At 72.6% G+C, this 22,228-nt stretch carries 20 protein-coding genes; 6 read left to right on the top strand and 14 right to left on the bottom strand.

Annotated elements, in window-relative coordinates; all coding sequences use genetic code 11:
* Positions 1–50: 50 nt before the first annotated feature.
* Positions 51–1,094: an XdhC family protein gene (locus IPJ95_18440; GenBank protein ID MBK7925581.1), complete on the bottom strand. Its 1,044-nt coding sequence runs from the start codon at positions 1,092–1,094 to the stop codon at positions 51–53.
* A 114-nt stretch (positions 1,095–1,208) separates the two neighbouring features.
* Between IPJ95_18440 and IPJ95_18435 the strand changes: the two genes are divergently transcribed.
* Positions 1,209–2,489, top strand: a complete 1,281-nt coding sequence (locus IPJ95_18435) for an ArgE/DapE family deacylase (protein MBK7925580.1) — start codon at positions 1,209–1,211, stop codon at positions 2,487–2,489.
* Here the strand turns inward: IPJ95_18435 and IPJ95_18430 are convergent.
* Genes IPJ95_18430 through IPJ95_18410 form a run of 5 tightly spaced genes read right to left on the bottom strand, consistent with a single transcriptional unit; the run spans position 2,443 to position 7,999 of the window.
* Positions 2,443–3,627 carry a VWA domain-containing protein gene (locus IPJ95_18430; GenBank protein MBK7925579.1) on the bottom strand — a complete coding sequence of 395 codons (1,185 nt, stop codon included), beginning with the start codon at positions 3,625–3,627 and terminating at the stop codon, positions 2,443–2,445. The two genes, IPJ95_18435 and IPJ95_18430, sit on opposite strands and share 47 nt — an antisense overlap.
* A 56-nt stretch (positions 3,628–3,683) precedes the next feature.
* Entirely contained in the window at positions 3,684–4,433 is a 750-nt protein-coding gene (locus tag IPJ95_18425) for a hypothetical protein (protein MBK7925578.1), read from the bottom strand.
* Positions 4,434–4,473: 40 nt separating this feature from the next.
* The gene (locus IPJ95_18420; protein MBK7925577.1) at positions 4,474–5,361 is read right to left on the bottom strand and encodes a MoxR family ATPase; all 888 of its coding nucleotides are present in this window, start codon (positions 5,359–5,361) and stop codon (positions 4,474–4,476) included.
* Entirely contained in the window at positions 5,358–6,434 is a 1,077-nt protein-coding gene (locus tag IPJ95_18415; GenBank protein ID MBK7925576.1) for a hypothetical protein, read from the bottom strand. The genes IPJ95_18420 and IPJ95_18415 overlap by 4 nt, the downstream gene beginning before the upstream one ends.
* Positions 6,434–7,999: a GMC family oxidoreductase gene (locus tag IPJ95_18410; GenBank protein ID MBK7925575.1), complete on the bottom strand. Its 1,566-nt coding sequence runs from the start codon at positions 7,997–7,999 to the stop codon at positions 6,434–6,436. The genes IPJ95_18415 and IPJ95_18410 overlap by 1 nt, the downstream gene beginning before the upstream one ends.
* Before the next feature lie 182 nt (positions 8,000–8,181).
* Between IPJ95_18410 and IPJ95_18405 the strand changes: the two genes are divergently transcribed.
* From IPJ95_18405 to IPJ95_18385, 5 genes are all read left to right on the top strand, one after another.
* Entirely contained in the window at positions 8,182–9,072 is an 891-nt protein-coding gene (locus IPJ95_18405) for an ArsA family ATPase (protein ID MBK7925574.1), read from the top strand.
* Entirely contained in the window at positions 9,069–10,127 is a 1,059-nt protein-coding gene (locus IPJ95_18400; protein MBK7925573.1) for an ArsA family ATPase, read from the top strand. The genes IPJ95_18405 and IPJ95_18400 overlap by 4 nt, the downstream gene beginning before the upstream one ends.
* Before the next feature lie 128 nt (positions 10,128–10,255).
* Entirely contained in the window at positions 10,256–10,723 is a 468-nt protein-coding gene (locus tag IPJ95_18395) for a hypothetical protein (protein ID MBK7925572.1), read from the top strand.
* Between the two features lie 59 nt (positions 10,724–10,782).
* Entirely contained in the window at positions 10,783–11,202 is a 420-nt protein-coding gene (locus IPJ95_18390; protein MBK7925571.1) for a phasin family protein, read from the top strand.
* Positions 11,203–11,213: 11 nt separating this feature from the next.
* Entirely contained in the window at positions 11,214–12,455 is a 1,242-nt protein-coding gene (locus IPJ95_18385; protein ID MBK7925570.1) for a patatin-like phospholipase family protein, read from the top strand.
* On the opposite strand, the gene IPJ95_18380 is transcribed toward IPJ95_18385, so the two are convergent.
* From IPJ95_18380 to IPJ95_18345, 8 genes are all read right to left on the bottom strand, one after another.
* On the bottom strand, positions 12,441–13,730 hold the full coding sequence (locus tag IPJ95_18380; GenBank protein MBK7925569.1) for a DUF1298 domain-containing protein: 1,290 nt from the start codon (positions 13,728–13,730) through the stop codon (positions 12,441–12,443). The two genes, IPJ95_18385 and IPJ95_18380, sit on opposite strands and share 15 nt — an antisense overlap.
* 2 nt (positions 13,731–13,732) lie before the next feature.
* A complete protein-coding gene (locus IPJ95_18375) occupies positions 13,733–15,418 on the bottom strand; it encodes an AarF/ABC1/UbiB kinase family protein (GenBank protein ID MBK7925568.1) in 1,686 nt (561 codons plus the stop codon).
* Complete coding sequence (locus IPJ95_18370; protein ID MBK7925567.1) at positions 15,402–16,943, bottom strand: hydroxymethylglutaryl-CoA reductase; 1,542 nt, start codon at positions 16,941–16,943, stop codon at positions 15,402–15,404. Before IPJ95_18370 ends, IPJ95_18375 begins: the two co-directional genes overlap by 17 nt.
* Before the next feature lie 67 nt (positions 16,944–17,010).
* Positions 17,011–17,838: an alpha/beta fold hydrolase gene (locus IPJ95_18365; protein MBK7925566.1), complete on the bottom strand. Its 828-nt coding sequence runs from the start codon at positions 17,836–17,838 to the stop codon at positions 17,011–17,013.
* Entirely contained in the window at positions 17,835–18,383 is a 549-nt protein-coding gene (locus tag IPJ95_18360) for a carbon monoxide dehydrogenase subunit G (protein MBK7925565.1), read from the bottom strand. Before IPJ95_18360 ends, IPJ95_18365 begins: the two co-directional genes overlap by 4 nt.
* On the bottom strand, positions 18,383–18,892 hold the full coding sequence (locus tag IPJ95_18355) for an NTP transferase domain-containing protein (protein MBK7925564.1): 510 nt from the start codon (positions 18,890–18,892) through the stop codon (positions 18,383–18,385). Before IPJ95_18355 ends, IPJ95_18360 begins: the two co-directional genes overlap by 1 nt.
* Before the next feature lie 119 nt (positions 18,893–19,011).
* Positions 19,012–19,872, bottom strand: coding sequence for a xanthine dehydrogenase family protein subunit M (locus IPJ95_18350; GenBank protein ID MBK7925563.1), 861 nt, complete (start codon positions 19,870–19,872; stop codon positions 19,012–19,014).
* On the bottom strand, positions 19,869–22,223 hold the full coding sequence (locus IPJ95_18345) for a molybdopterin-dependent oxidoreductase (GenBank protein ID MBK7925562.1): 2,355 nt from the start codon (positions 22,221–22,223) through the stop codon (positions 19,869–19,871). The genes IPJ95_18350 and IPJ95_18345 overlap by 4 nt, the downstream gene beginning before the upstream one ends.
* Positions 22,224–22,228 lie beyond the last annotated feature (5 nt).

Genomic DNA, 22,228 nt, shown 5'->3' with positions numbered 1-22,228 from the left:
GTCGCGCGGGGTGGGGCTGGGGGCACGGCGAGAGAATGCGGCCGGATCGGCTACTTGGCAACCGCCCCGCCGCCGTAGCGCACCGCCGTCACCTGCGCCAGGATCGCCAGCGCCGTCTCCGCCGGCGCCCGGCCGCCCAGGTCGAGGCCGATCGGGCCGAAGAGCTTCGCCACTTCGGCGGCGGTGTAGCCTTCGGCAGCCAGCCGCTCCCGGCGCTTCGCCTGCGTCTTCTTCGAGCCGATGGCGCCCACGTACGGGGCGGCGGAGCGGAGCGCGATGCGCAGCGCCGGCTCGTCGAACTTGGGATCGTGGGAGAGCAGGCAGACGTAGGTGGCGGGGGTGATGCCCACCTGCCGGAACGCCTCCTCCGGCCACGCGGCCACCAGCTGGTCGGCGCCCGGGAAGCGCTCGGGGGTGAGGAACGCGGCGCGGCCGTCGGCCACCACCGTATGCCAGCCCAGCGCCCGGGCCAGCGGCACCAGCGCCAGGGCGATGTGCACCGCGCCGATGACGAACAGCACCGGCCGCCGGGGGAAGACCTCCAGGAACACCGCGCAGCTCCCACCAGCCGGCGTGGGGACCTCCACCGTGGTGCTCTGCTCCCGGCGGAGCGCCGCCAGCGCCGGCGCCCGGACCGCGTCGCCGAGCCACGCGAGCCCCGGATCGGCATCCACGGTTCCCGTCTCGTCCACGGTGAGCGAGCCGCCGCTCCCCGCCTCGCCACCCGTGAGGGTCCCGACGATCGTGCCGCCCTCTCCTCGGGCTGCCGCGAGGACACGGGCCGAGACCTCGCCCTCCACCCACACCCTGATCGTTCCCCCGCATGCCAGCCCCACCGACCAGGCCGTCTCGTCGCTTACCCCGAACGTGACCAGCTTCGGCGTGCCCCGCGCGATCGCCTCCTGGATCTCGGCCACCGTGGCGCCTTCCACGCAGCCGCCCGAGACCGAGCCGGCGATCCCGCCGGTCGCGGTCGCGAGGAGGCAGGCGCCCTCGGGGCGCGGGGCAGAGCCCCACACGCTGGTCACCACGGCGCGGCCCACGGGCGCGCCGGTGTCGCGCAGGCGCTGGTAGTCGGTGAGGAGGTCACGCATGGGCCGGTCCGGGTGGGGGAGTCGCTGCCCGAGTCTCGCGAGATCGGCGGGCTTCGGCAAGGTCCCCGCGGGTGGTTACCTTTGGGGCCGAATCCTCGAGCCTCGGAGCCTCCGGTGAGCGGCACCTCCCCATCCCAGCGCGTCGCGTCCATCCACCAGGCCGTCGAGGCGGCCCGGGACCGGATCCTGGCGCTGCACCAGTCGTACGTGCGGGTGCGCTCGGTGACCGGCACCGAGGGGGCCATGGGCGAACGGGTGGCCACGACCTTCCGCGAGCGGGGGCTGGCCACCGAGAGCTGGGCCGCCACGGCGGAGGAGATGCTCCCCTACCTCGAGCACGTCGGCGAGCAGCCGGGCTACGCCGGGCGCAACAACGTGGTGGGCCGGCGGGCCGGCGCCGGCGGCGGCCGGTCGATCCTCCTCAACGCGCACATCGACACCGTGCCGGAGGGCGATCACTCCCTCTGGACCCAGCCCCCCTTCGCCGCGCACTTGGTGAACGGTCGCGTCTACGGCCGCGGCAGCTGCGACATGAAGGGCGGCCTCACCACCCACCTGGCCGCGCTCGACGCCCTCGAGGCCTGCGGCCTCCGGCTCCAGGGCGACGTGACGATCGCCGCCACGGTGGGCGAGGAAGATGGCGGGATCGGGGCGCTGGCCACCGTGCTCCGCGGCTACCGCGCCGACGCGGCGCTGGTCACGGAGCCCACCCAGCTGGCCCTGGTCACCGCCTGCGAGGGCTCGCTGGTCTTCCGCCTGACGATCACCGGCCGCTCCGCCCACGCCGCCACCCGCGACGAGGGCGTCTCCGCGCTGGAGAAGTTCATCCCCATCTTCCAGGACCTGCAGCGGCTGGAGCAGGAGCGGAACCTCACCCTGCGCCACCCGCTGTACGACGTCTTCCCCAACAAGGTGCCCATCAACGTCGGCGTGGTGCGGGCCGGCAACTGGGCCAGCACGGTGCCGGAGATCCTCGAGGCGGAGATTCGCGTGGGCTTCCTGCCGGGGGAGGAACTCGAGGCGTTCAAGGGGCTGGTGGCCGAGCGCATCATGCGGGTGGCGGCGATGGACCCGTGGCTTCGCGAGCATCCGCCGGTGATCACCTACTTCGGCGGGCAGTTCATCGCGGCGGAGACGCCCGCCCACGCGCCGCTCGCCGGCGCCATCCGCGCCGCGCATCGCGCCGTCACCGGCCGCGAGGCCCCGGTCGAGGCCGCCACCTACGGCGCCGACATGCGGCACTTCGTCGCCTTCGGCGGGATGCCCTGCGTGATGTACGGCGCCGGCGACATCCGCGTGGCCCACGCGCCGGACGAGTACCTGGAGTTCGAGGAGCTGATCACCGCCATCAAGGTGGTGGCGGTGTTCCTGGCCGACTGGTGCGGGGTGGCGTGAGCGACGTCCGGATCGACTGAGCAACCGCTTTCCCGCTCCCCTGCTGCACCCCTCCCAGCACCACCGCCAGCCGCTCCAGCGACGCGATGTTCGCGCAGGGCAGGAAGTCGTCCACGTGCGGCAGCGCGGCCACCAGTCCCTGGGTGAGCGGCTCGAAACCGGCGCGACTGGCCAGCGGGTCCAGCCACACCAGCCGGTGCGTGTTCCGGTTGAGCCGGGCCATCTCGCGCTCCAGCAGCGCGGGGTCGCCCCGCTCCCAGCCATCGGAGACCAGCAGCGCCACCGCGCCGCTCCGGATGGTGCGCCGGGCCCACCGCAGGTTGAGCTCCCGGAGCGACTCCCCGATGCGCGTCCCCCCGCTCCAGTCCACCACCGTGTGCGCCACCCGGCGCAGCGCCTCGTCGGCGCTGCGCACCCGGAGCTGGCGCGTGATCCGGGTCAGCCGGGTGCCGAAGACGAAGACCTCCACCGGCGCGCCGCTGCGCGCCAGCGCGTGCGCAAAGCGGAGCAGGAACCGGCTGTAGCGTTCCATCGAGCCGCTGATGTCGCAGATCAGGATGATGGGGCGGGGGCGGCGGGTGCGGCGGATCCAGCGCCAGGCGAGCGGCTGCCCCCCGGTGGCGAGCGAACGGCGCAGCATCCGTCGCATCGCGAGGCGGCCGCCATGGCGGGCCACCCGCCCCCGCCGCGCCGGGCGCAGCGGCAGCCGGGGCCGGAGCGCGCTGATCATGCGGAGGGCGTCGCGCTCCTCCGCGGCGGTGAGCTCGCCGAAGTCGGCCAGCCGCAGCCGCTCCAGGCTGGAGCTGCCCCGCGGCACGAGGATCTCCACCGGTGCGCGCCGCTCCGCGCCCAGGCCGGTGTCGGCGGAGAGGTCGAGCCCGCCGGGCCGCCGCTCGCTCTGCACCAGCCGCGGCAGCCGCCCCGCGAGCGCGCTCCCGTAGGCGCGACGCCGCCAGAACAGCTCGAATGCCTCGTCGAAGGTGGGCCGGTCCTCGCGCCGCCGCACGTAGATCGCCCGGCCCGCGGCCCGCACGTCCCCCTTCCGCGCCACGCCGAGCAGTCCCAGGGCCTGCGTGAAGGTCCGGGTCTGGTCCGGGTCCACCGCGAGCCCGGCGCGCCGCAGCAGGCGGCCGAACACGATGCAGTTGGCCGCGAGGGCCTCGCCGTCGAGGCCCGTCAGCGCCTCGTCACCAGTCAGCGCACCACCTCGAGGCAGATGAGCGTCGCGTCCAGCTCCGCCAGGTGACGCTCCATATCGTCGCTTGCCGCCAGGTAGCGGGTCCGGTTGCTCGTCCGGTACCCCTGCGCGGTGTGGGCCGGCACGTTCTGCCACGCGGAGATGTACCGTGGCCACAGCGCCGCGATCTGGTTGCGGCTCATGGTCGTGCCGTCGGGCCCGCCCCCGCTCATGAGGCGCTGCTGGCTGCTGTAGGCTAACGACTCGCCGGTCGGCGAGGTGCCGGCCTCCCACGCCGCCCGGCGCAGCACGCGCCGCACCCCGGTGGCCTCCTCCGCCAGGCGCACCCGGAGCGCCTCCCGGGCGGCTGGATCGGCGGGGAGGCCCTCGGGTCCCGTCAGCGCGCGGCAGGCACCGGCCAGGCCGGCGTCCTCCTCGGTGGGCGTCCCGCTCAGGGCATCATGGAGCCCGTAGGCGGCCACGGCGGCGGGGAGCTGGCCAAGGCAATCGTGCGCCCGCGCCTTCACCAGCGCGATGCGCGGATCCATGGGGGCGCGGCTGCGCGTGCCACGATCGTACGCGGCATTGACCTGCCGCAGCGCGGCCCGGCAGTCGTGGTCCTGGTACAGCGCGTGCTCGGCCTTGTCCCGCTGCTCCTCGCTCCAGCTCCGGATCGGGCGTTCATCACGGCTCGGGCCCTGCGCGGCGAGCGCCGTCGCGCCGAGGGCCACGGAGAGCAGTGCGAGTCCTGCGAAGGCGTACCGCATGGAATCCTCCTCTGGTCTGGCGATGAAGCGGGGGGGAGGGTCAGGAGGCGCGGATCTCGTCCAGCAGGCCGCGGGCACCGGCACCCTTCATGGCGGAGACGTCCTCCTGGTACTTGAGCAGCACGCCCAGCGTCTCGTTCACCTGCCCGGATTCGAGCCGGCTGGCGCCCAGGGCCACCAGCGCCGCGGCCCAGTCGAGGGTCTCGGCGATCCCCGGCACCTTGGTGAGGTCGGCCTGCCGGAGCCGCTGCACGAATCTCACCACCTCCCCCGCCAGGAGTTCCGGCACCTGCGGCTGCCGTGCCAGCAGGATGGCGAGTTCCCGCTCCGCCGTCGGGTAGTCGATCCACTGGTACAGGCAGCGCCGCTTGAGGGCGTCGTGGATCTCGCGGGTGCGGTTGGAGGTGAGGATCACCCGCGGGGGGCGCTCCGCCCGCAGCGTCCCGATCTCGGGCACCGTGATCGCGAAGTCACTCAGCAGCTCGAGCAGGAACGCCTCGAACTCCTCGTCGGCCCGGTCCACCTCGTCGATCAGGAGCACCGGCGGGTCGCCGGCGCGCGGCTCGATCGCCCGGAGCAGCGGGCGCCGCAGCAGGAACGCCTCGCTGAAGATGTCCCGGGTGGCGGCGCCCTTGGCCTCGCCCCGCGCCTCGAGCAGCCGGATCTCGAGCATCTGCCGCGGGTAGTCCCACTCGTACACCGCCGTGCTCACGTCGATGCCCTCATAGCACTGCAACCGGATGAGCTCGGTGCCGAGCAGGCGGGCCAGCACCCGCGCCACCTCGGTCTTGCCCACGCCGGCCTCCCCCTCGAGCAGGAGCGGGCGGCCCAGGGTGAGTGAGAGGAACACCGCGGTGCAGAGCTCGCGGTCGGCGATGTACCCCTGCGCGGCGAGGCCCGCCTGGATGGAGTCGACGGTGTGGGTCATGGGTCGGCGGGGGTCTCCAGCTCCCTGGCGTAGTCGGGCAGGCGGAACCGCATCTCGCGGCCCAGCAGCCCGCCGTGGCCCAGGTCGGCCAGGGCGTCGGCGGTGATCATCTCGCCGGTGAGCAGCCGCGGCAGCACGAGGTCAGCGGCGGTCGCCATGCTGAACATCCCGCACTGCGGCAGCCCCATCAAGGTGGCGCCGCCCAGCCGCCCGAACCAGATCATGGAGCCGGGATGGGCCGGCACCCCGCGGCGGACGACTGCCCCACCGCGCGTGGCCAGCGCCTCGAACATCGGGGCAAGGGGATCGCCCGCGGAGACCCCGCCCACCAGGAGGATGCGCACCCCGCGCGCGCCGAGGTCATCCAGCACGGCGCCGAGGCCCATCGCCTCGTCCGTGTCGCCGGGCCGGCGGGCTGCCGGGTAACACCCCACGAATGTCCCGCCGAGCCCCTCGACCTTGGCCCGCGCCGCGCCCTCGAATCGCTCCAGGGCGCCCGTGGCCAGCGGTTCGGCCGCGATCGCCGCGACGGGCAGGGGCAGGTATGGCGCGACGTCCACCAGCGGGGCCGACGCCCGCGCGACCGCGATCCCCGCGGCCACCGCGTGCCCTGCCACGAGGTGCGGGGCCACCTTGGCGCTCGCCACCACCTGGCCCGCGCGCACCGCCTGGCCGTGGAACAGGGTGAAGACCTCCAGCGGATCCACCCGGTTGAGCCGCGCCAGCGCCTCGACCTGCACCCGCAGCACCCCGTCGGTGCGCGCGGTGAGGTCCACCCGGCTCTGCCGCGGGGCGCCGCGCGCCACCCCCGGGCCGGCGATCGCACCGGCGAGCGCGGCGGCGGCGGCGTCCTCGTGCAAGTCACCCGGGTCGGGCCAGGCCAGGCGGAGGGAGGCCGGGAGCCGCCCGCCCTGCGCCGCCTCATGCAGCTGGCGGGATGCCTCCGCGTCCAGCCGCGTGCCCTTCGCGATCAGCTCCGCCCCGAGCCGCACCGGCGCCAGCAGCACCGCGCCCGCCAGCCCGTCGCGGTCGCCCGACGCCAGGGCCTCCGCCGTGACGCGCTCGGCCCGCATCAGCCGGTGGCCGCGCGCGCCCGGGCCGCGGCCGGCACCCGGCTCATGGCGTACTCGGCCAATGCCGTGATGGTGAGGCTCGGGTTGACGCCGGGATTGGCCGGCATGATCGAGCCGTCCACTACATAGAGCCCCGGGTAGCCGTGCACCTGGCAGTCCGCGTCGATGACCCCCTCCTCGGCGTCGGCGCCAAAGGGCACCCCGCCCAGGATGTGCGCCGTCATCGGGATGTCGAACAGCGCCTCGTTCACCGACCCCATCGCGATGCCGCCCGAGCGCGCGGCGAAGGTCCGGGTCACCTGGTGGCCGACTTCGATCTTGGTGGGGATCGTCGCCTCGCGGTCCGGCTCCGACACCAGGTCATCGCGGAAGCCGGTGAAGAGGCTCCGCCCCGGCCGGAGCCGGATGCGATTGTCCTCCCACTGCATCGCCAGCAGGATCGTGGTCCGCTCCGCCCAGCCCGGCAGCAGGTGGGTGCGCAGGAAGTCGCCGGGCCGCCGCACGATCTCCAGCACCGACTGCCCCAGCCGCGACAGCAGCCCCCCCGAGTCGATCATCGGCCCGCCCAGGAGCCGCATGGCCGAGCTCCCGGCGGGGTACCGCACCGGCTCGATCGTGGTGACGTTGTCGGCGCGGAAGATCGACGTGATCGCGATCCCCTGCGAGTAATCTGTCGCGGCGGTGCGCGAGACGCTGCCCAGCAGCGCCTCGTTGTTGGTGCGCACCATCGTCCCCAGCCGCCGCGAGATCGCGGGGAGGGAACGGGTGCGATCACGGCAACGGAACAGCAGCCGCAGCGTGCCGAGGGTGCCGGCGGACACGATGACATGCCGGGCGCGGATCGGCGCCCCGTGGGGCCGGCTCCAGCCGCGGCTCCGCTGGTGGTGCACCTCGTAGCGTGCGCCGTCGGGCTGCAGCCCCGCCAGCGGGCGGATGTCGCGTACCGTGGTGTCGGGTCGGATGTCGGCGCCCCACTTCTCGGCGAAGTGGAGGTAGTTCTTGGGCAGGGTGTTCTTGCTGTTGTAGCGGCACCCCACCATGCAGCCGCCGCAGTGGGTGCAGCCCCGACGCGCCGGCCCCTCGCCGCCGAAGTAGGGATCGGGCACCTCCATCCCCTCCTGGCCCGGCGCCCCGAAGAAGGTGCCCACCGGCACCGGCCGGAAGCTCTCGCCCCGCCCCATGTCCGTGGCGATCTGCCGCAGCAGGTGATCCGCCGGCCACAACCGCGGATTCTCGGCCACGCCGAGCATCCGCCGGGCCTCGGCGTAGTGCGGCTTGAGCGCCTCGCCCCACGCCACCGGCCGCCGCCACGCCGGGGAGTCGAACGCCTCGCTGCCGGGTTCCATCAGCACGTTGGCGTAGCCCAGGCTGCCGCCGCCGACGCCGGCGCCGTGCAGCACGAAGACATTGCGGAAGGCGCTGATCTGCAGGATGCCGTGGCAGCCGAGGCTCGGCGCCCAGAGGTAACGGGGGAGGTGCCAGGTCGTGGGGGCGAACTCGTCGTCCGCGAAGCGGCGGCCGCGCTCCAGCAGGAGCACCCGGTACCCCTTCTCCGCCAGCCGCATCGCGGACACGCTCCCGCCGAAACCGGAGCCGATGATCACGTAATCGTAGGTATCGCGCACGCCGAAGCGTATGGGGCGGCTCAGGTGGCCGCAAGCACTCTTGACGAGACGTTGAACGCCGACTTGGCCCGCATCACGGTCGGTGGTAGCTTCGGCGGGCAACCGGCCATGCCCACACCTTCATGAAGCTCATCCAGCAGCTCGCGCGCCGCCGCCTCATCGTGGTGACGGGCAAGGGAGGCGTCGGAAAGACGACTCTCACGGCCGCGATTGGCCGCCTGCTGGCCGCCGCCGGCCGCAAGACGCTGCTGCTCGAGATCGATCCCCGCGAGAGCCTGCACCAGCTGTTCGGCACCGAGCCCTCCGCCGGCGCCATTATCAAGGTCTCCCCGAAGCTCGGACTCCAGAACCTCCAGCCCCACGCCGTGATCGAGTCGCTGGTGCGCGAGAAGGTCCCGCTCGCGCCGCTCGCCAACCGGATCATCGGCAGCCAGGTGTTTCAGCAGTCGGTGGCCGGCGCCCCCGGGCTCAAGGAGATGGCGGTGCTCGGCTACGCCCTCCGGACCGTCCTGGGCGAGTACCGCCACTCCGCCGACGTGGTGGTGCTCGACGCGCCCGCCACCGGTCACGGGGTCTCGATGCTCACGGCCCCGCTGCACCTGGCGGAGGTGGTGGCCGGCGGCCAGCTGGGCGAGATGTCGCAGCAGCTGGCGCGCTTCATCGCCGATCCCAACGCCTGCGGGGTGATGATCGCCACGCTGGCGGAGGAGATGCCGGTGCAGGAGACGCTGGAGCTGATCGCGCTCCTCAAGCAGCGCATGGGACGCCCGCCCGAGGCGGTGGTGGTGAACGGCCTGTACCCCGAGTTCCCGGCCGGCCCGCCAAGCCGCCCGGCCGCGGAGTCGCCGAGCCTCTCCCTCTGGCGCGAACGTCGCGCCGTCAACGAGCGCGAGCTGGCCCGCATCCGGCAGGCGTGGAAGGGACCGCGGCTCGAGCTCCCCCTCCTGCCGCTCACCCGTGGCCCCGCGCTGCTCGACCGCGTGGTGCAGCTGATGGAGCTGCCGCTCCCATGAGCCAGCTCGGCGTGCTCGACCAGCGACTGCTGGTGGTGGTGGGGGCCGGGGGCGTGGGCAAGACCACGCTGGCCGCGTCGATGGGGCTGGTCTCCGCCGCCGAGGGGGCCCGCACCCTCGTGATGACCTTCGACCCCTCGCTCCGGCTCAAGGATGCCCTCGGCGTGGGTGAGGAGGCGAAGGACCATCCCGTGAAGGTGGCCGGCGTGCGGGGCGATCTCGACGTGGCGCTGCTCGATGCCCGTGCCACCTTTGACCGCCTCATCAAGCGCTACGCCCCGAGCCCCGCGGCGGCCAATCGCATCTACCAGAACCGCTTCTACCGCGACCTCGCCGGCAACCTCGCCGGCATCCTCGAGTACATGGCGGTGGAACGGCTCTTCGAGGTGGAGTCGGAGGGGAAGTACGATCGGGTCATCCTCGATACCCCACCCACCCGGCAGGCACTCGACTTCCTCGAGGCGCCCGACCGCATCGTGGGCTTCCTCGACAGCGGGGCGGTCAAGATCGCGCTGGCGCCCTGGTGGGAGGAGGGGGGCGGGCTGGCGGCGCTGCCGCTGCGGCTCGCGGCCAGGGGCGCCGAGGGGATCGCCGACCGCCTCATCGGCGTGCGCCTGCTCCACGATACCGTGGAGTTCTTCCGGGCCTTTGCGCCGCTGTACGGCGGCTTCCGCGCCCGCGCCGGCGAGGTCCGCAAGCTGCTGCGGGCGCCGGACACGCTCTTTGTGCTGGTGAGCGGTCCCGGGGAGGACCGGATTCCCGACACGATGTTCTTCGCCCGCAAGCTGCGGGAGGCCGGCCACCGGGTGGGCCCGCTGGTCGTCAACCAGCTCCACCCCGAGGTCGCCGACGGCGCCCCGGTGCCGCCCGAATGCGCCGCCGGCATGGCGCTGTTCCGCTTCCTCGGGGAGCGCGACGCGCGGGGCCTCGCCCGGCTCCGCGCCCTGCTCGCCAAGGGAGAGCCGCTGCTCGCCCTTCCGCTGCAGGCGGCTCCCCCCGCCGACCTGGCCGGCCTCGCCGCGCTGGGCGGCCTCCTCACCGACCAGCTGGCGTAGTTCCGCCCGCTGGCGGGGTCACCCCCGCCAACTCCCGCTCCGACCGATACTTGCCGCACTGCGGTATCCGGGGCTTGCGTTTATGCCGCAGTGCGGTATATTGCTGGCGTCCCGAATGGAGGCGCAGCATGATCCGGCTCATCAAGCGGTATGGCGGCGGGAGCCGCAAGCTCTATGACACCGAGGAGAGCCGGTACGTCTCGCTCGACGAGATCGCCCTCTGGATCCGCGAGGGCCAGGAGCTCCGGGTGGTGGACAGCGGGAGCCACGAGGACGTGACCGCCCAGACGCTGGCCCAGATCATCTATGAGGACCACAAGCGCGGCGTCTCGTTCCTGCCGAGCGAGTTCCTGCACGACGTGATCCGGCGCGGCGGACGGGCCATCCAGGAGGGCGTGGAGACGGTGCAGTCCGGCGTGGACCGGCTGGTCCGCGCGTCGGTGGAGAAGATCACCCCGGTGACGGGGATGCAGGAGGAGCTGGACCTGTTGCGGTTCCGGCTGGCGGAGCTGGAGGCTTCCCTCGGCGAGCTGGAGACGCACCAACCGAAGGCCCGGCGGGCTACCCGCCGGCCGCGGACGTCGGAAACCCGGTAACACGCGCGCACGTCACCCATAGCACGACCGGCCCGAGTGCCGGGTACCCAGGAGGATGTATGGCGAAGAAGACCACCAAGAAGGCCCAGGCGCTCCCGATGTTCAAGGAGTCGGCGCACGACATCTGGCTCGCGGGCCTGGGCGCCTTTGCCCTGGCGGGCGAAGAGGGCGGCAAGCTGTTCCAGCAGCTGGTGAAGAAGGGTGAGGGGATGGAGAAGCTCAACAAGGCGCGCATCCACACCCTGGTGAGCCGGGCCGAGGACATGCGGGGCGAGGCCCGGACCGCCGTGGCGAAGATCGCCACTCCGATCGAGGCCGGGATGACCAACGCGATGCACCGGCTGGGCGTGCCCACCCGCAAGGAGATCGCGACCCTGACCAAGCGGGTCGAGGAGCTCACCAAGGTCGTGGCCAAGAGCCGCGGCAAGGCGCGCGGGAAGACCCGCCGTCCCGCCCGGGCCGAGGCGGTCGGGGCCTAGGTGAGGCGGCCGTGCCCACCGTCAGGCGGGGACGGCACAACCGCCGGCTGGGGCTCGCCCTGGCCGGCGGCGGACCGGCGGGCGCCGTGTACGAGGTCGGCGCCCTCCGGGCCCTCGAGGAGGCGGTCGAAGGGCTCGCCCTGACGGACTGCGGTGTCTACGTCGGCGTCAGCGCGGGGGCGTTCCTGGCCGCCTCGCTCGCCAACGGGCAGGACACCGTCCAGCTGGTCCGGGCGCTGGTGGCCGACACGTCGGACGATACCCCGTTCGACCCGGCCACCTTCTTCATCCCGGCGTATCGCGAGTGGGCCCGGCGCGGCGTGCAGCTGCCCAGGCTCTTCGCCGACGCGCTGTGGCAGTTCACCCGGTCTCCCGAGGACCAGACGCTGGTCGAGTCGCTGACCCGGCTCACCCGCGCCCTCCCGCTCGGCCTCTTCGACAACGAACCGATCCGGCGGTACCTGGAGGCGATGTTCGGCCGCCGCGGCCGCACCGACGACTTCCGCAAGCTGCGGCAGCGACTGTTCGTCATCGCCGCCGACCTCGAGGCCGGGGCGCCGATCGTCTTCGGCGGCCCGGGGTGGGACCGGGTGCCCATCAGCCGGGCGGTGCAGGCGAGCACCGCGGTCCCCGGCCTCTACCCGCCGGTGGAGGTCAACGGGCGGCTGTGCGTGGACGGGGTGCTGCTCAAGACCGTGCACGCCTCGGTGGCCCTGGAACACGGGGCCAAGCTGCTCTTCTGCGTGAATCCGCTGGTCCCGGTGAACGTGGCGGAGGGGGAGGCCAGCGGCGCCCTGCAGCCCGGGGCGCTGCTCAAGCGGGGCATGCCGGCCATCCTGTCGCAGACCTTCCGCACCCTGATCCACAGCCGGATGGTGGTGGGGATGGCGCGCTACCGCAGCCACTTCCCCGGCACGGACGTGGTGCTCCTCGAACCGGAGCGGAGCGAGTATCGGCTCTTCTTCAGCAACATCTTCAGTTTCAAGAGCCGCCGCGAGGTGTGCGAGATCGGCTACCGCGCCACCCGGCGGGACCTCTGGCGGCGGCGCCACGCGCTGGCCCCGGTGCTGGCGCGGCACGGGTACCGCCTGCGCACCGAGATCCTGGCCGACGAGGCGCGCAGCGTGTGGGATGGGGTGGGGCTGGTGAACGGGCGGAGCGGCGGGAAGCTCGCGGCGCGGCTGTCGGGGGTGCTGGCGCGGCTGGAACGGCCGGCGCCGACGCGTCGGCGCGCGCGGCTACAGCGCCCGTAGCGCCGCGAACTCCTCCTCGAAGGCCTCGACCAGGAGCCCCGCGTCGGGCAGCAGCCGCGCGTCGGCGATGACCCCCACCTGCACCTTGCCGGCGAAGCTCAGCACCGAGATCCCCACCCCGATGTCCGCCCGCTGGGGCACCCAGAACATCATGCCGCGCACCTGTCGCCCCGCCAGCGTCACCAGCCGCTGGGGCCCGGGCATGTTGGTCACCACCGCGGTGCACTTGTTGGCGAGGAAGTCGATCAGCCAGCGGCTGACCCCGTGCGGCAGCACGGTCAGCAGGGTGACCTGGATGCCGTAGACCACGATCGGCGCCACCGAGCGCTTGAGTTCGTCCATCCGCGCCTTCACGGCGGTGACTCGAGTGCCGAGGTCGCTGATCCCGGCCGGCAGGGTGAGGGGCACCGCCGCGAAGCGGTTCTCCAGCCGGAGCGGGGCGTCGGGGCGGCGCACGTTGACCGGCATGGAGATGCGGAACTGGGTGATGGACTGGCCCGCGTGCCGCGCCAGGTAGCGGCTCACCGCGCCCGACACCGAGGCCATCAGCACGTCGTTGACCGTGGCGCCCAGCCGGTTCTTGGCGGCCTTGACCACCGCGAGGTCGAGCGGGGCGGTCCAGGCCACCACCTTCTTCCCCGACACGGCCGGCCCGTGGAGTGCGTGGCGGTCGGGCCACCAGAGCAGCCGCTTGATCAGGATGCCCGGCGCGGCGAGGGGGATGAGCAGGGCCTTGAGCAGGCCGCGCCCCGGCGCCCCCGCCGAGGGGCGGATCCCGCCGCGGGCCGGCGCCGCGGGGTGCTCGGCCGTCATCTCCTCCATCAGGGCGAAGATCACCGCCACCAGCGCCATGCCGTCGCCGATGCAGTGGTGCACCCGCACGACCAGCGCGCTGCCGTCGCCCTCGAACTGCTCCACCAGCTGGATCTGCCACAGCGGGCGGTCCGCCGGGAGGGGCCGGCCGGCTTCCTCGCCCACATAGCGCTGCAGCGCCGCGCGGGTCTCGACGCCCGCTTCCCGCGCGGGGATGATCTGGCGTGCGATGTCGAAGTCGGGGTCATCCTCCCAGTAGGGCCGCGCCCCCTCCCGCCGGACCCGCTGGTGAAAACGGTCGTACCGGCGGCCGCCCTCGGCCTCGATGACCCGCACCCGGAAGGCCTCGCGCAGGGTGGCGAGATCCAGCCGGTCGGTGGTGATCACGGCGTTGATCACCATCAGGTTGGTGGCGGAGTCCTGCAGCCAGATGGCGTCGTTGCCGGCGACCGGCTCGCGCACGCTCAGCCCTTCCGCAGGGCGAGGAAGAAGGCGATGACGAACAGCGCGCCCCACACCGGCCAGGGGGCGCCGAATCCCATCGAGATGGCGCCCGCCACCAGGCAGGAGCCGGCGATCAGGGTGCCGCGGAGCCCCTTGAGCGGGTTCTCCGTCGGCTGCCGCGCCACCTTCTCCAGCACCCGGAGCCCGTCGGTGACCAGCAGCGGCATCTTGGCCATCGCGTCGACCAGGTCGGGGGCGCCGCGCATCCCCTCGGCCAGCAGGCGGAGCGGGGAGAACTGGTGCAGGAAGAGGGTGCGGATGTGCTTCTTGGACACCTCCGCCACGTCGAAGCCCGGCAGCAGCACGTGGCCCACGCCCTCGAAGGTCACCAGCGCCTTCACCATCAGCACCATCTCCACCGGGAAGTACATCCCGTACTGCGCCCCGCGGGAGACCGAGTCGAGGATGAGCTGGCCCAGCGAGTACTCCTCGAAGCTCGACGCGCGCTTCCAGCGGTTGGCGATCTCCGAGGCCTCGCGACGGAAGCCGTTGGGGTTGGCGTCGGGGCCCGGGGTGGCGATGGCGGAGAGGTAGCGGGCGGAGTTCTCCGCATCGCCCATCACCAGCGCGAAGTAGTAGTAGAGCAGGGTGCGGCGCAGCTCCTCGTCGAGCCGCCCGACCATCCCCAGGTCGATGAACCCGATCTTCGGGCCGGGGAGGATGATCAGGTTGCCGGGGTGCAGGTCGGCGTGGAAGAAGCCGTCCTTGTAGAGCATCCGGATGATGGCCTGCGCGCCGATCTCGGTGAGGTGCCGCCGCTGCTCCTCGGGCAGCTCCTGCGCCTTCGGGGAGTCGGGGTTCATCCCGTCGAAGAACTCCATCGTCAGCACGCTGCGGCCGGAGCAGGAGCGGTAGATGGCGGGGAAGACGATGTCGGGCAGGTCGGTGAAGTTGGCGGCGAAGCTCTCGGCGTTGTCGGCCTCGCGGCGCAGGTCGACCTCGCGCAGGGTGTAGTCGCAGAACTCGTTCACCAGCTGCCGGGGCTGGAACCGGGGGATGATCAGCTCGAGGATGCTGCCGAGCATGCGCAGCAGCTTCGCGTCACGCTCGAGCGTCTCGCGGATGCCCGGCTTGACGATCTTGATGATCACCGGCTCGCCGTCCAGCATGGTGGCGCGGTGGGTCTGGCCGATGGAGGCGGAGCCGAGCGGCTCCGGGTCGATGTCGAGGAAGAGCTCCTCGACCGGCCGCTTGAGGTCCTGCTCGATGAGGCCGACGATGCGGGGGAGCGGCACCACCGGGAGCCGGTTGAGCAGGTGCTTGAGCTCGTTGGTGATGTGGCGGGGGAGCAGGTCCTCCCGCAGGCTCAGGATCTGGCCCAGCTTGATGTAGGTGGGGCCGAGCCGCTCGAGGCGGCGCCGCAGCTGCACCGCGAAGGTCTCGTGCCGCAGGCTCCGCGACACGAAGGGGGTGGTCAGCGCCGCGAGCAGGCGGAGCAGCAGGAACTTGAGCCCCCGCCCGGTGCCCTCCGCGCGCTGCGCCCGCACGTGCGCGGCCAGCCCGCCGAAGAGCAGCCCGAGGAAGTGCTTCCAGGTGATCAGCAGCCGGCGCAGGAGGCCGGGCGTGCCGGCCTCCCGCATGACCTCGAAGCCCCGGGCGCGGAGTGCCTCCGCCTGCCCGGCGGCCTGTTCAGCGATTGCGCCCATACTCCTCGTGCGAACTGACCCACTCGAGCGAGGAGATGGCGGCCGCGAGCGAGATCTCGCCCGCCAGCACCACGCCCGCGACGATCTCGGCGAACTTGTTCACCTTCCCCTTGCCCACGCACCCCAGGATCTCCAGGCACTCCCGCTGCGTGGGGAGGCCGGTGCCGCCGCCGTGGGTGGCCACGATGAGCGACGGGATGGTGATCGAGAGGTAGAGGTCCTTCTCCTTGGTGAGCTCCACGTAGACGATGCCGGCCGAGCCCTCGGCCACGTTGGCCACGTCCTGCCCGGTGGCGATGAACATCGCAGTGATGGCGTTGGGGGAGTGCAGGCCGTTGTTGTTGGCGCCGGAGAGGATGGCGCCCACGTTGGCCACGCCCCAGTGATAGCAGAGGCTCTCCGGCTCCACCCGCATCACGTCGAGCAGCACCGAGCGCTTGATCACGCATTCCGCGGTGACCCGCTTGCCGCGGGTGCGCATGAGGTTCACCTGGCTCGCCTTCTTGTCGGTGGCGAGGTTCGACTCCAGGTAGAACCGGCGGATGGTCTTGTTGTGGTCGAGGATCCAGCTGCAGGCGGCGAAGGTGGCGCGCCCCACCATGTTCTGGCCCGCGGCGTCGCCGGTGGAGTAGTTGAACCGCAGGTAGGCGAACTTGCTGGCCAGGTAGGTGTCGATGTACTGCAGCTTGCCCACCCGGGTGGTCGCCTCCGCCTCGCGGCGCACCTCGGCCATGTGCTCGTCCACCCAGTCGCGGAAGGCCCGGGCCTCGCGCGCCGAGTCGAAGACGAACACCGGCGCCCGCTGCATGTGGTCGCCCTGGACGGTGCAGGTGACCCCGCCGGAGAGGTTGAGCACCTTCATGCCGCGGTTGTAGCTCGCCACCAGGGTGCCCTCGCTGGTGGCCATCGGGATGATGAACTCCCCCTGCGCGTGCTCGCCGTTGACCTGCAGGGGCCCCGCGAAGCCGAGCGGGATCTGGGCCACCCCGGTGAAATTCTCGATGTTCCCCTTGGTGACCTGCGGGTCGAACGAGAACTTGGTGAGGTGCTGCAGCCGGGCGCCGCTCACCTTCTCGATGAAGCGCTGCCGCTCCGCGATCACCGCCGGCGAGTAGTTGTCGTCCTTGGAGTAGGGCACCGAGCGCAGCCGGGCCTGCGGCTCCGCCACGTGGTCCTTGACCGTGAAGGCCAGCGCGCCGACCCCCTTCACCTCGATCCCGATCTCGATCTCGTGGGTGCCGTCGGGGAGGGTGTGCCCCCGCGCCCGCAGGTGGGCCACCTGCCGGAGCGCGAACTCGCGGGGCTGCTCCGGGGTCACCTCGGTGGCCGGCCGCCACTGCCCGTCGCCCAGGTCCACCTCGAGCATCGAGGCCGGGAACTCCTGGTGGTCGAACTTGACCCGCACGATCCGGGTCAGGGTCACGTCGCTGAGGCGGTTCTTGAGGCTGAAGCGGAAGCCGCCCGGTTCATTGGTGAGCGACCCGAAGGTATAGAGCTGCCGGAGCAGAAGCTGGGGGATCTTCATGGCATGGTCCGGGAGAGGTGAGGGCGCGACCCCGAAATGTGGCACGACCCGTCCCGGGCCGATAGAGTCACCGGTCGCCGGGGTAGCGGCCCGTCTCCAGCCCCCGGATCCAGGCGGCCACGTCCACCGGGCGCTCCATCGGGATGGCGTGGCCCACGCCGGGGAAGGCGGCCAGCCGCGCCCGGGGGATGCGGCGGGCCATCGCCAGCGACCAGCGGGGGTTGAGGATCCGGTCCTCGCTGCCGGTGATGATCAGGGTGGGCACCCGGATCTCCTCCAGCCGGTCGAGCCGCGAGGGCCGCTCCCCCACCGCCCGCAGCGCCGCCACCAGCGCCTCCCGGGGCATCGCCTGCACCGCGTGCTCCCACCGGGTGACCGCCGCCGGGTGCTCCTGGCGGAAGGCGGCGCTGAAGGTGGAGCGGGCCGCCTCGCGGCCCAGGAAGCGGGGCCGCCCCGCCTTGGCGATGAGCGTGGCCAGGGCCCGGATCTCGGTGACCCGGAGCCATTCGTCGGCCGCGGCGCTGGTGCCCATCAGCGCGAGCGCGCTCAGCCGGTCAGGGTAGCGCAGCGCGAAGTCCACCGCGGCCATCCCGCCCATGCTGAACCCCGCCACCAGCGCCCGCTCCACCTGGAAGTCGTCGAGCAGTGCGCGCAGGTCGTCGGCCAGGTCGGCGATGGTCCACGGGGCCTCGGGCACGGCGGTCCGCCCGTGGCCGCGCAGGTCAGGGACCAGCACCCGGTGGTCGCGGGCGAGGTCCGCGGCCAGCTCGGCGAACATGCTGGCGTCGCACCACATCCCGTGGGCGAGCAGGACCACCGGCCCCGCGCCCTGGTCGTCCACCAGGAACTCGAGGCCGTTGACGGTGCGGAGGTGCTCGGTGACCGGCGGGCTCACGCCGGCGCGGGCGGCTCGGTGGCGGGCGCGTCGGCCGGCGGGGGGGCCGGCGGCGCGGAGGGATCCGGGGAGAGGGGCGCGGGCTCGGGGGGCGGGCCGGCCTCACCGATGCTGGCGGCGAACCGGGTCCAGAACTGCTCGGTGAGCTTGCGGGCGGTGCCCTCCATCAGGCGCGCCCCCACGCTCGCCACGGTGCCGCTGATCTCGCTCTCCGCCGTCCAGCGGAGGCGGGTGCGGTCGGCGTCGATCGGCTCGAGCGCCAGATCCGCCGTGACCTCTACCGCGGAGCCGGGCGCCTTGCCCCGGACCTTCATGGCGAAGTAGTTCGGCGGGTTGACGTTCGACAGCTCCACGTCGAGCCCGAAGCGCAGCTTGATCGACCCCACCCCGAAGGCGCAGATCACCTTGAAGTGGTGCGGGTCGAGCACCTCGACCGACTCCACGCCGGGGCCGTGCCGGGCCACGAAGTGCGGGTCGAGCAGCCGGGGCCAGACGTGGGCGAGGGGGGCCAGGACCTCGGGCGCGCCCGAGAAACTCATCTTCATCAGTACTGCTCCTCCAGGGAGCGCAGGTCGCCCGGCGTGTCCACATCGGGATTGCCGCCCGGGACCTCGATGATCCGGAGCGCGGGATCGGCCGCGAGCAGCGGCCCCAGTCCCTGGTCGCCGGCCAGGCTGGCGGCGCGGGGCCACAGTCCCCGGTCCACCAGCACCGGGTGGCCCGGCGCCTCGGGCTGGGCCAGGTAGCGGGGTCGGATCGACGCGGGCGCGGCGCGCCACGCGCTCACCAGCGCCTCCAGCACTGGCAGGCGGAGCAACGGCTGGTCGGCGAGGATCACCAGCGCCGCGCCCGCCGGCGGGGTGCGTGCCTGCTCCAGCGCGGCCAGCCCGGCCCGGAGCGAGGTGGCGATTCCCTCCGCGGCGGCGGGATTCTCGACGATCTCGAGCCCCGCCGTGTCGAGCGGCCAGGCCAGCGCCGTGGCCGCGGGCCGCACCACCGCCACCCCGCCGGCCAGCAGGCCGCCGTGGATGGCCTGCGCCACGGTGGACGCCACGTGCCCCACCAGCGACGTGCCGCGGAATGGCGCCAGCAGCTTCTCGCCGCCGAAGCGGCGGCCGGCCCCGGCGGCCAGGACCAGGGCGTAGACCGCCGGGGCGGTCGTCAGGCCCGCGGTCAGGCGCCGGCGCGCTGGTACGCGGTCTCGACGGCGCGCACGATCGCCACTTGCGCGATGTGCCGGCGGTAGTCCGCCGGCGCGTGCACGTCGCCCGCGATGTCGAGTCCCGCCAGCGCCTCGGTGGCGGCCGCCGCCAGCGTGGCCGCGTCGCACTTGGTGTCCCGGACGCGCTCCAGCGCCGGCGCCAGGAACGCCATCTCGGCCACGCCGGTGATGGCCACGCGGATCTCCGAGATCGTCGCGCGCTTCCGCGCCACCACCGCGCACACCCCCGCCAGGGCGTAGCCCGAGGCGGCGGAGTCGAAGCTCACGTAGGCCGCCGCGAGGCGGCCCATGCCGCCGATGAGGATGTCGGTCAGCAGCTCGTCCTCCGTCATGGCGGTGGTGAAGGCGCCCTGGAAGAACTCCCGCGCCTTGGCCGTGCGCCGGCCGCCCTTCTTGGAGCGGAGCTGGAACTCGGCGTCGAGCGCCAGCATCACCGCCGGCATGTCGCTCGCGGGGTCGGCGTGCGCCAGGGAGCCGCCGATGGTGCCACGGTTGCGCACCTGGAGGTCGGCGATCTCCGCCGCGACCTCGGCCACCACCGGGCAGCGCTCCCGGAGCAGCGCGCTGCGGGCCAGCTCGGCGTAGGTCGTGGCCGCGCCGATCCGCACCCCCTTCTTGTACTCCTGCACCCCCTTGAGCTCCGCCAGGAGGGAGATGTCCACCAGCTTCGGCGCCTGGACCAGGCGGAAGCGCATCATCGGCAGCAGGCTGTGCCCGCCGGCGATCACCTTGGACCCGTCGCCGGCGGCGAGGAGCGACAGCGCCTCCTTGACCGAGCCGGCGCGGACGTAATCGAAGCTCGTCGGGATCATGCCTGGGCCCCCTTCGCCTTCTGGATGGCGGCCCAGACCCGGGCCGGCGTGAGCGGCTTGTCGATGTGGGTGATGCCGAAGGGCGCGAGCGCGTCACAGACCGCGTTCACCAGGCAGGCGGCGGAGGCGATGGTGCCGGCTTCGCCGCAGCCCTTCACGCCGAGCGGGTTGACGGGCGAAGGGGTGATGGTGTGCGCCACCTCGATGAAGGGCATCTGGCTGGCCTTGGGCACCGCGTAGTCCATCATGGTGCCGGTGACCAGCTGGGCCTCGTCGTCGTACACCGCGATCTCCTGCAGCCCCTCGCCGATGCCCTGGATCACGCCGCCGTGGATCTGCCCGTCCACGATCATCGGGTTGATCGGCGGGCCGCAGTCATCCACCGCGATGTAGCGCAGGATCTTCACCTCGCCGGTGTGGACGTCGACGTCCACGGTGCAGATGTGGGTGCCGAAGGGGTAGACGAAGTTGGTCGGGTCGAAGAAGGCCGTCGCCTCCATGCCCGGCTCCATGCCCGGCGGCATGTTCCACGCCACGTTGGCCATCAGCGCCAGCTCGGCCATCCCCTTGGCCTTGTCGGGGGAGCCCTTCACCCGGAAGGCGTCGTCCTTCCACTCGAGGTCGGCCTCGCTCACCTCGAGCAGGTGGGCGGCCAGCAGCTTCGCCTTCTCCTTGACCTTGAGCGCGGCGTTCTTGACCGCCGAACCGCAGACCGCGGTGGTGCGGCTGCCGTAGGTGCCCCATCCCTGCGGGGTGTTGTCGGTGTCGCCGTGGATGATCTCCACGCTCTCCACCGGGTAGCCGAACTCCTGCGCCACGATCTGGGCGAAGGTGGTCTCCTCGCCCTGGCCATGCGGCGAGGCGCCGATGTAGACCCGCACCACGCCCGTCGGGTACACCCGGACGATGGCCGAGTCGTACAGGCCGCCGCCGAAGCCCACGGCCCCGGCCACCTGGCTCGGGCCGAGGCCGCAGATCTCGATGTAGCTCACCAGCCCGAGGCCCAGGTACCGCCCGTCCTTGCGTGCCCTGGCCTGCTCGGCGCGAAAGGCCTTGAGGTCGAGGATGCCGAGGGCCTTGTCGAGCGCGCCCTCATAGTTGCCGGAGTCGTAGATGAGCCCGGTGGCGACGGTGTAGGGGAACTGGTCCTTGGGGATGAAGTTCTTGCGGCGCACCTCGATCGGGTCCATCCCGATCTTCCGGGCGTAGATATCCACCAGTCGCTCGATCAGGTACGCCGCCTCGGGGCGGCCCGCGCCGCGGTAGGCGTCGACCGGCGTGCCGTTGGTGTACACCCCGTGGATGGTCCCGTGGATGTTCGGGATCATGTAGCTGCCGGAGTAGACCAGCCCGTGCAGGATCGTCGGGATGCCCGGCGCCGCGGTGGAGGCGTAGGCGCCGAGGCCGGCATACACCTTGGTCCGCAGGCCGGTGATGCGGCCGTCCTTCGTGCCGCACATCTCGACGTACTCGATGTGGTCGCGGCCGTGGATGGTGACCTTGTAGTTCTCCGACCGGTCCTCGGTCCACTTGACCGGCACCCCGAGCTGCATGGAGGCGAAGGAGACCAGCGCCTCGTCGGGATAGGCGGGGATCTTGGAGCCGAAGCCGCCGCCCACCTCGGGCGCGATCACCCGGATGCGGTGCTCGGGAAGCTGCAGCATCACGGAGCAGAGGAAGCGATGGATGTGCGGGTTCTGGCTGGTGGCCCACAGGGTGAGCTGGCCGGAGCCGGAGTTGTACTGCGCCACCGCGGCACGGGGCTCCATGGCGGTGGGCAGCAGCCGCTGCTGCACGATCCGCTCGCTCACCGCCACCTCGGCAGTGTCGAAGGCCGCGGCCGCGTCGCCCCCGTTGACCACCCAGGTGAAGGCGATGTTGCCGGGCACGTCGGCGTGGAGCTGCGCCGCCCCCGGCTGGGTGGCCTTCTCGGGATCGGCGGTGGCGCCCAGCGGCTCATAGTCCACGTCCACGAGGTCCAGCGCGTCCCGGGCCTGCGCCCGGGTCTCGGCGACGATCATCGCCACCGCGTCGCCGGCGTAGCGCACCTTCTCCCAGGCGAGCAGCGGGTGGGCGGGGACCTTGAGGTCGCAGCCCGGGACGTTCCAGGCGCAGGGGACGGGGTTGAGCTTGTCCTTCACGTCCTGGCCGGTGTAGACGGCGATCACCCCGGGGGCGCCGCGGGCCGCGCTCACGTCCACGCGGGTGATCCTCGCGTGGGCGTAGGGGCTCCGCGCGAAGACCGCGTAAGTGAGGCCCGGGAGCTTCACGTCATCGACGTAGGTCGCCTTGCCGGTGATCAGGCGCGGGTCCTCGCGCCGCTTGATTCCGGAGCCGAAGAGGGTGGCCATGGGGA

The sequence above is a fragment of the Gemmatimonadota bacterium genome (genome assembly GCA_016713785.1).
Lineage (GTDB): Bacteria > Gemmatimonadota > Gemmatimonadetes > Gemmatimonadales > GWC2-71-9 > JADJOM01.
Note: the sequence above shows the minus strand (reverse complement) of the source record. Positions and strands in the feature narration are given on the sequence as shown.

Excerpts from the sequence above, each read along its gene's own strand:
- IPJ95_18440 (MBK7925581.1), bottom strand. The coding sequence starts at position 1,094 with ATGCGTGACCTCCTCACCGACTACCAGCGCCTGCGCGACACCGGCGCG.
- IPJ95_18425 (MBK7925578.1), bottom strand. The coding sequence starts at position 4,433 with ATGCGGTACGCCTTCGCAGGACTCGCACTGCTCTCCGTGGCCCTCGGC.
- IPJ95_18420 (MBK7925577.1), bottom strand. The coding sequence starts at position 5,361 with ATGACCCACACCGTCGACTCCATCCAGGCGGGCCTCGCCGCGCAGGGG.
- IPJ95_18415 (MBK7925576.1), bottom strand. The coding sequence starts at position 6,434 with ATGCGGGCCGAGCGCGTCACGGCGGAGGCCCTGGCGTCGGGCGACCGC.
- IPJ95_18410 (MBK7925575.1), bottom strand. The coding sequence starts at position 7,999 with ATGCGGCTGGCGGAGAAGGGGTACCGGGTGCTCCTGCTGGAGCGCGGC.
- IPJ95_18405 (MBK7925574.1), top strand. The coding sequence starts at position 8,182 with ATGAAGCTCATCCAGCAGCTCGCGCGCCGCCGCCTCATCGTGGTGACG.
- IPJ95_18400 (MBK7925573.1), top strand. The coding sequence starts at position 9,069 with ATGAGCCAGCTCGGCGTGCTCGACCAGCGACTGCTGGTGGTGGTGGGG.
- IPJ95_18395 (MBK7925572.1), top strand. The coding sequence starts at position 10,256 with ATGATCCGGCTCATCAAGCGGTATGGCGGCGGGAGCCGCAAGCTCTAT.
- IPJ95_18390 (MBK7925571.1), top strand. The coding sequence starts at position 10,783 with ATGGCGAAGAAGACCACCAAGAAGGCCCAGGCGCTCCCGATGTTCAAG.
- IPJ95_18375 (MBK7925568.1), bottom strand. The coding sequence starts at position 15,418 with ATGGGCGCAATCGCTGAACAGGCCGCCGGGCAGGCGGAGGCACTCCGC.
- IPJ95_18370 (MBK7925567.1), bottom strand. The coding sequence starts at position 16,943 with ATGAAGATCCCCCAGCTTCTGCTCCGGCAGCTCTATACCTTCGGGTCG.
- IPJ95_18360 (MBK7925565.1), bottom strand. The coding sequence starts at position 18,383 with ATGAAGATGAGTTTCTCGGGCGCGCCCGAGGTCCTGGCCCCCCTCGCC.
- IPJ95_18350 (MBK7925563.1), bottom strand. The coding sequence starts at position 19,872 with ATGATCCCGACGAGCTTCGATTACGTCCGCGCCGGCTCGGTCAAGGAG.
- IPJ95_18345 (MBK7925562.1), bottom strand. The coding sequence starts at position 22,223 with ATGGCCACCCTCTTCGGCTCCGGAATCAAGCGGCGCGAGGACCCGCGC.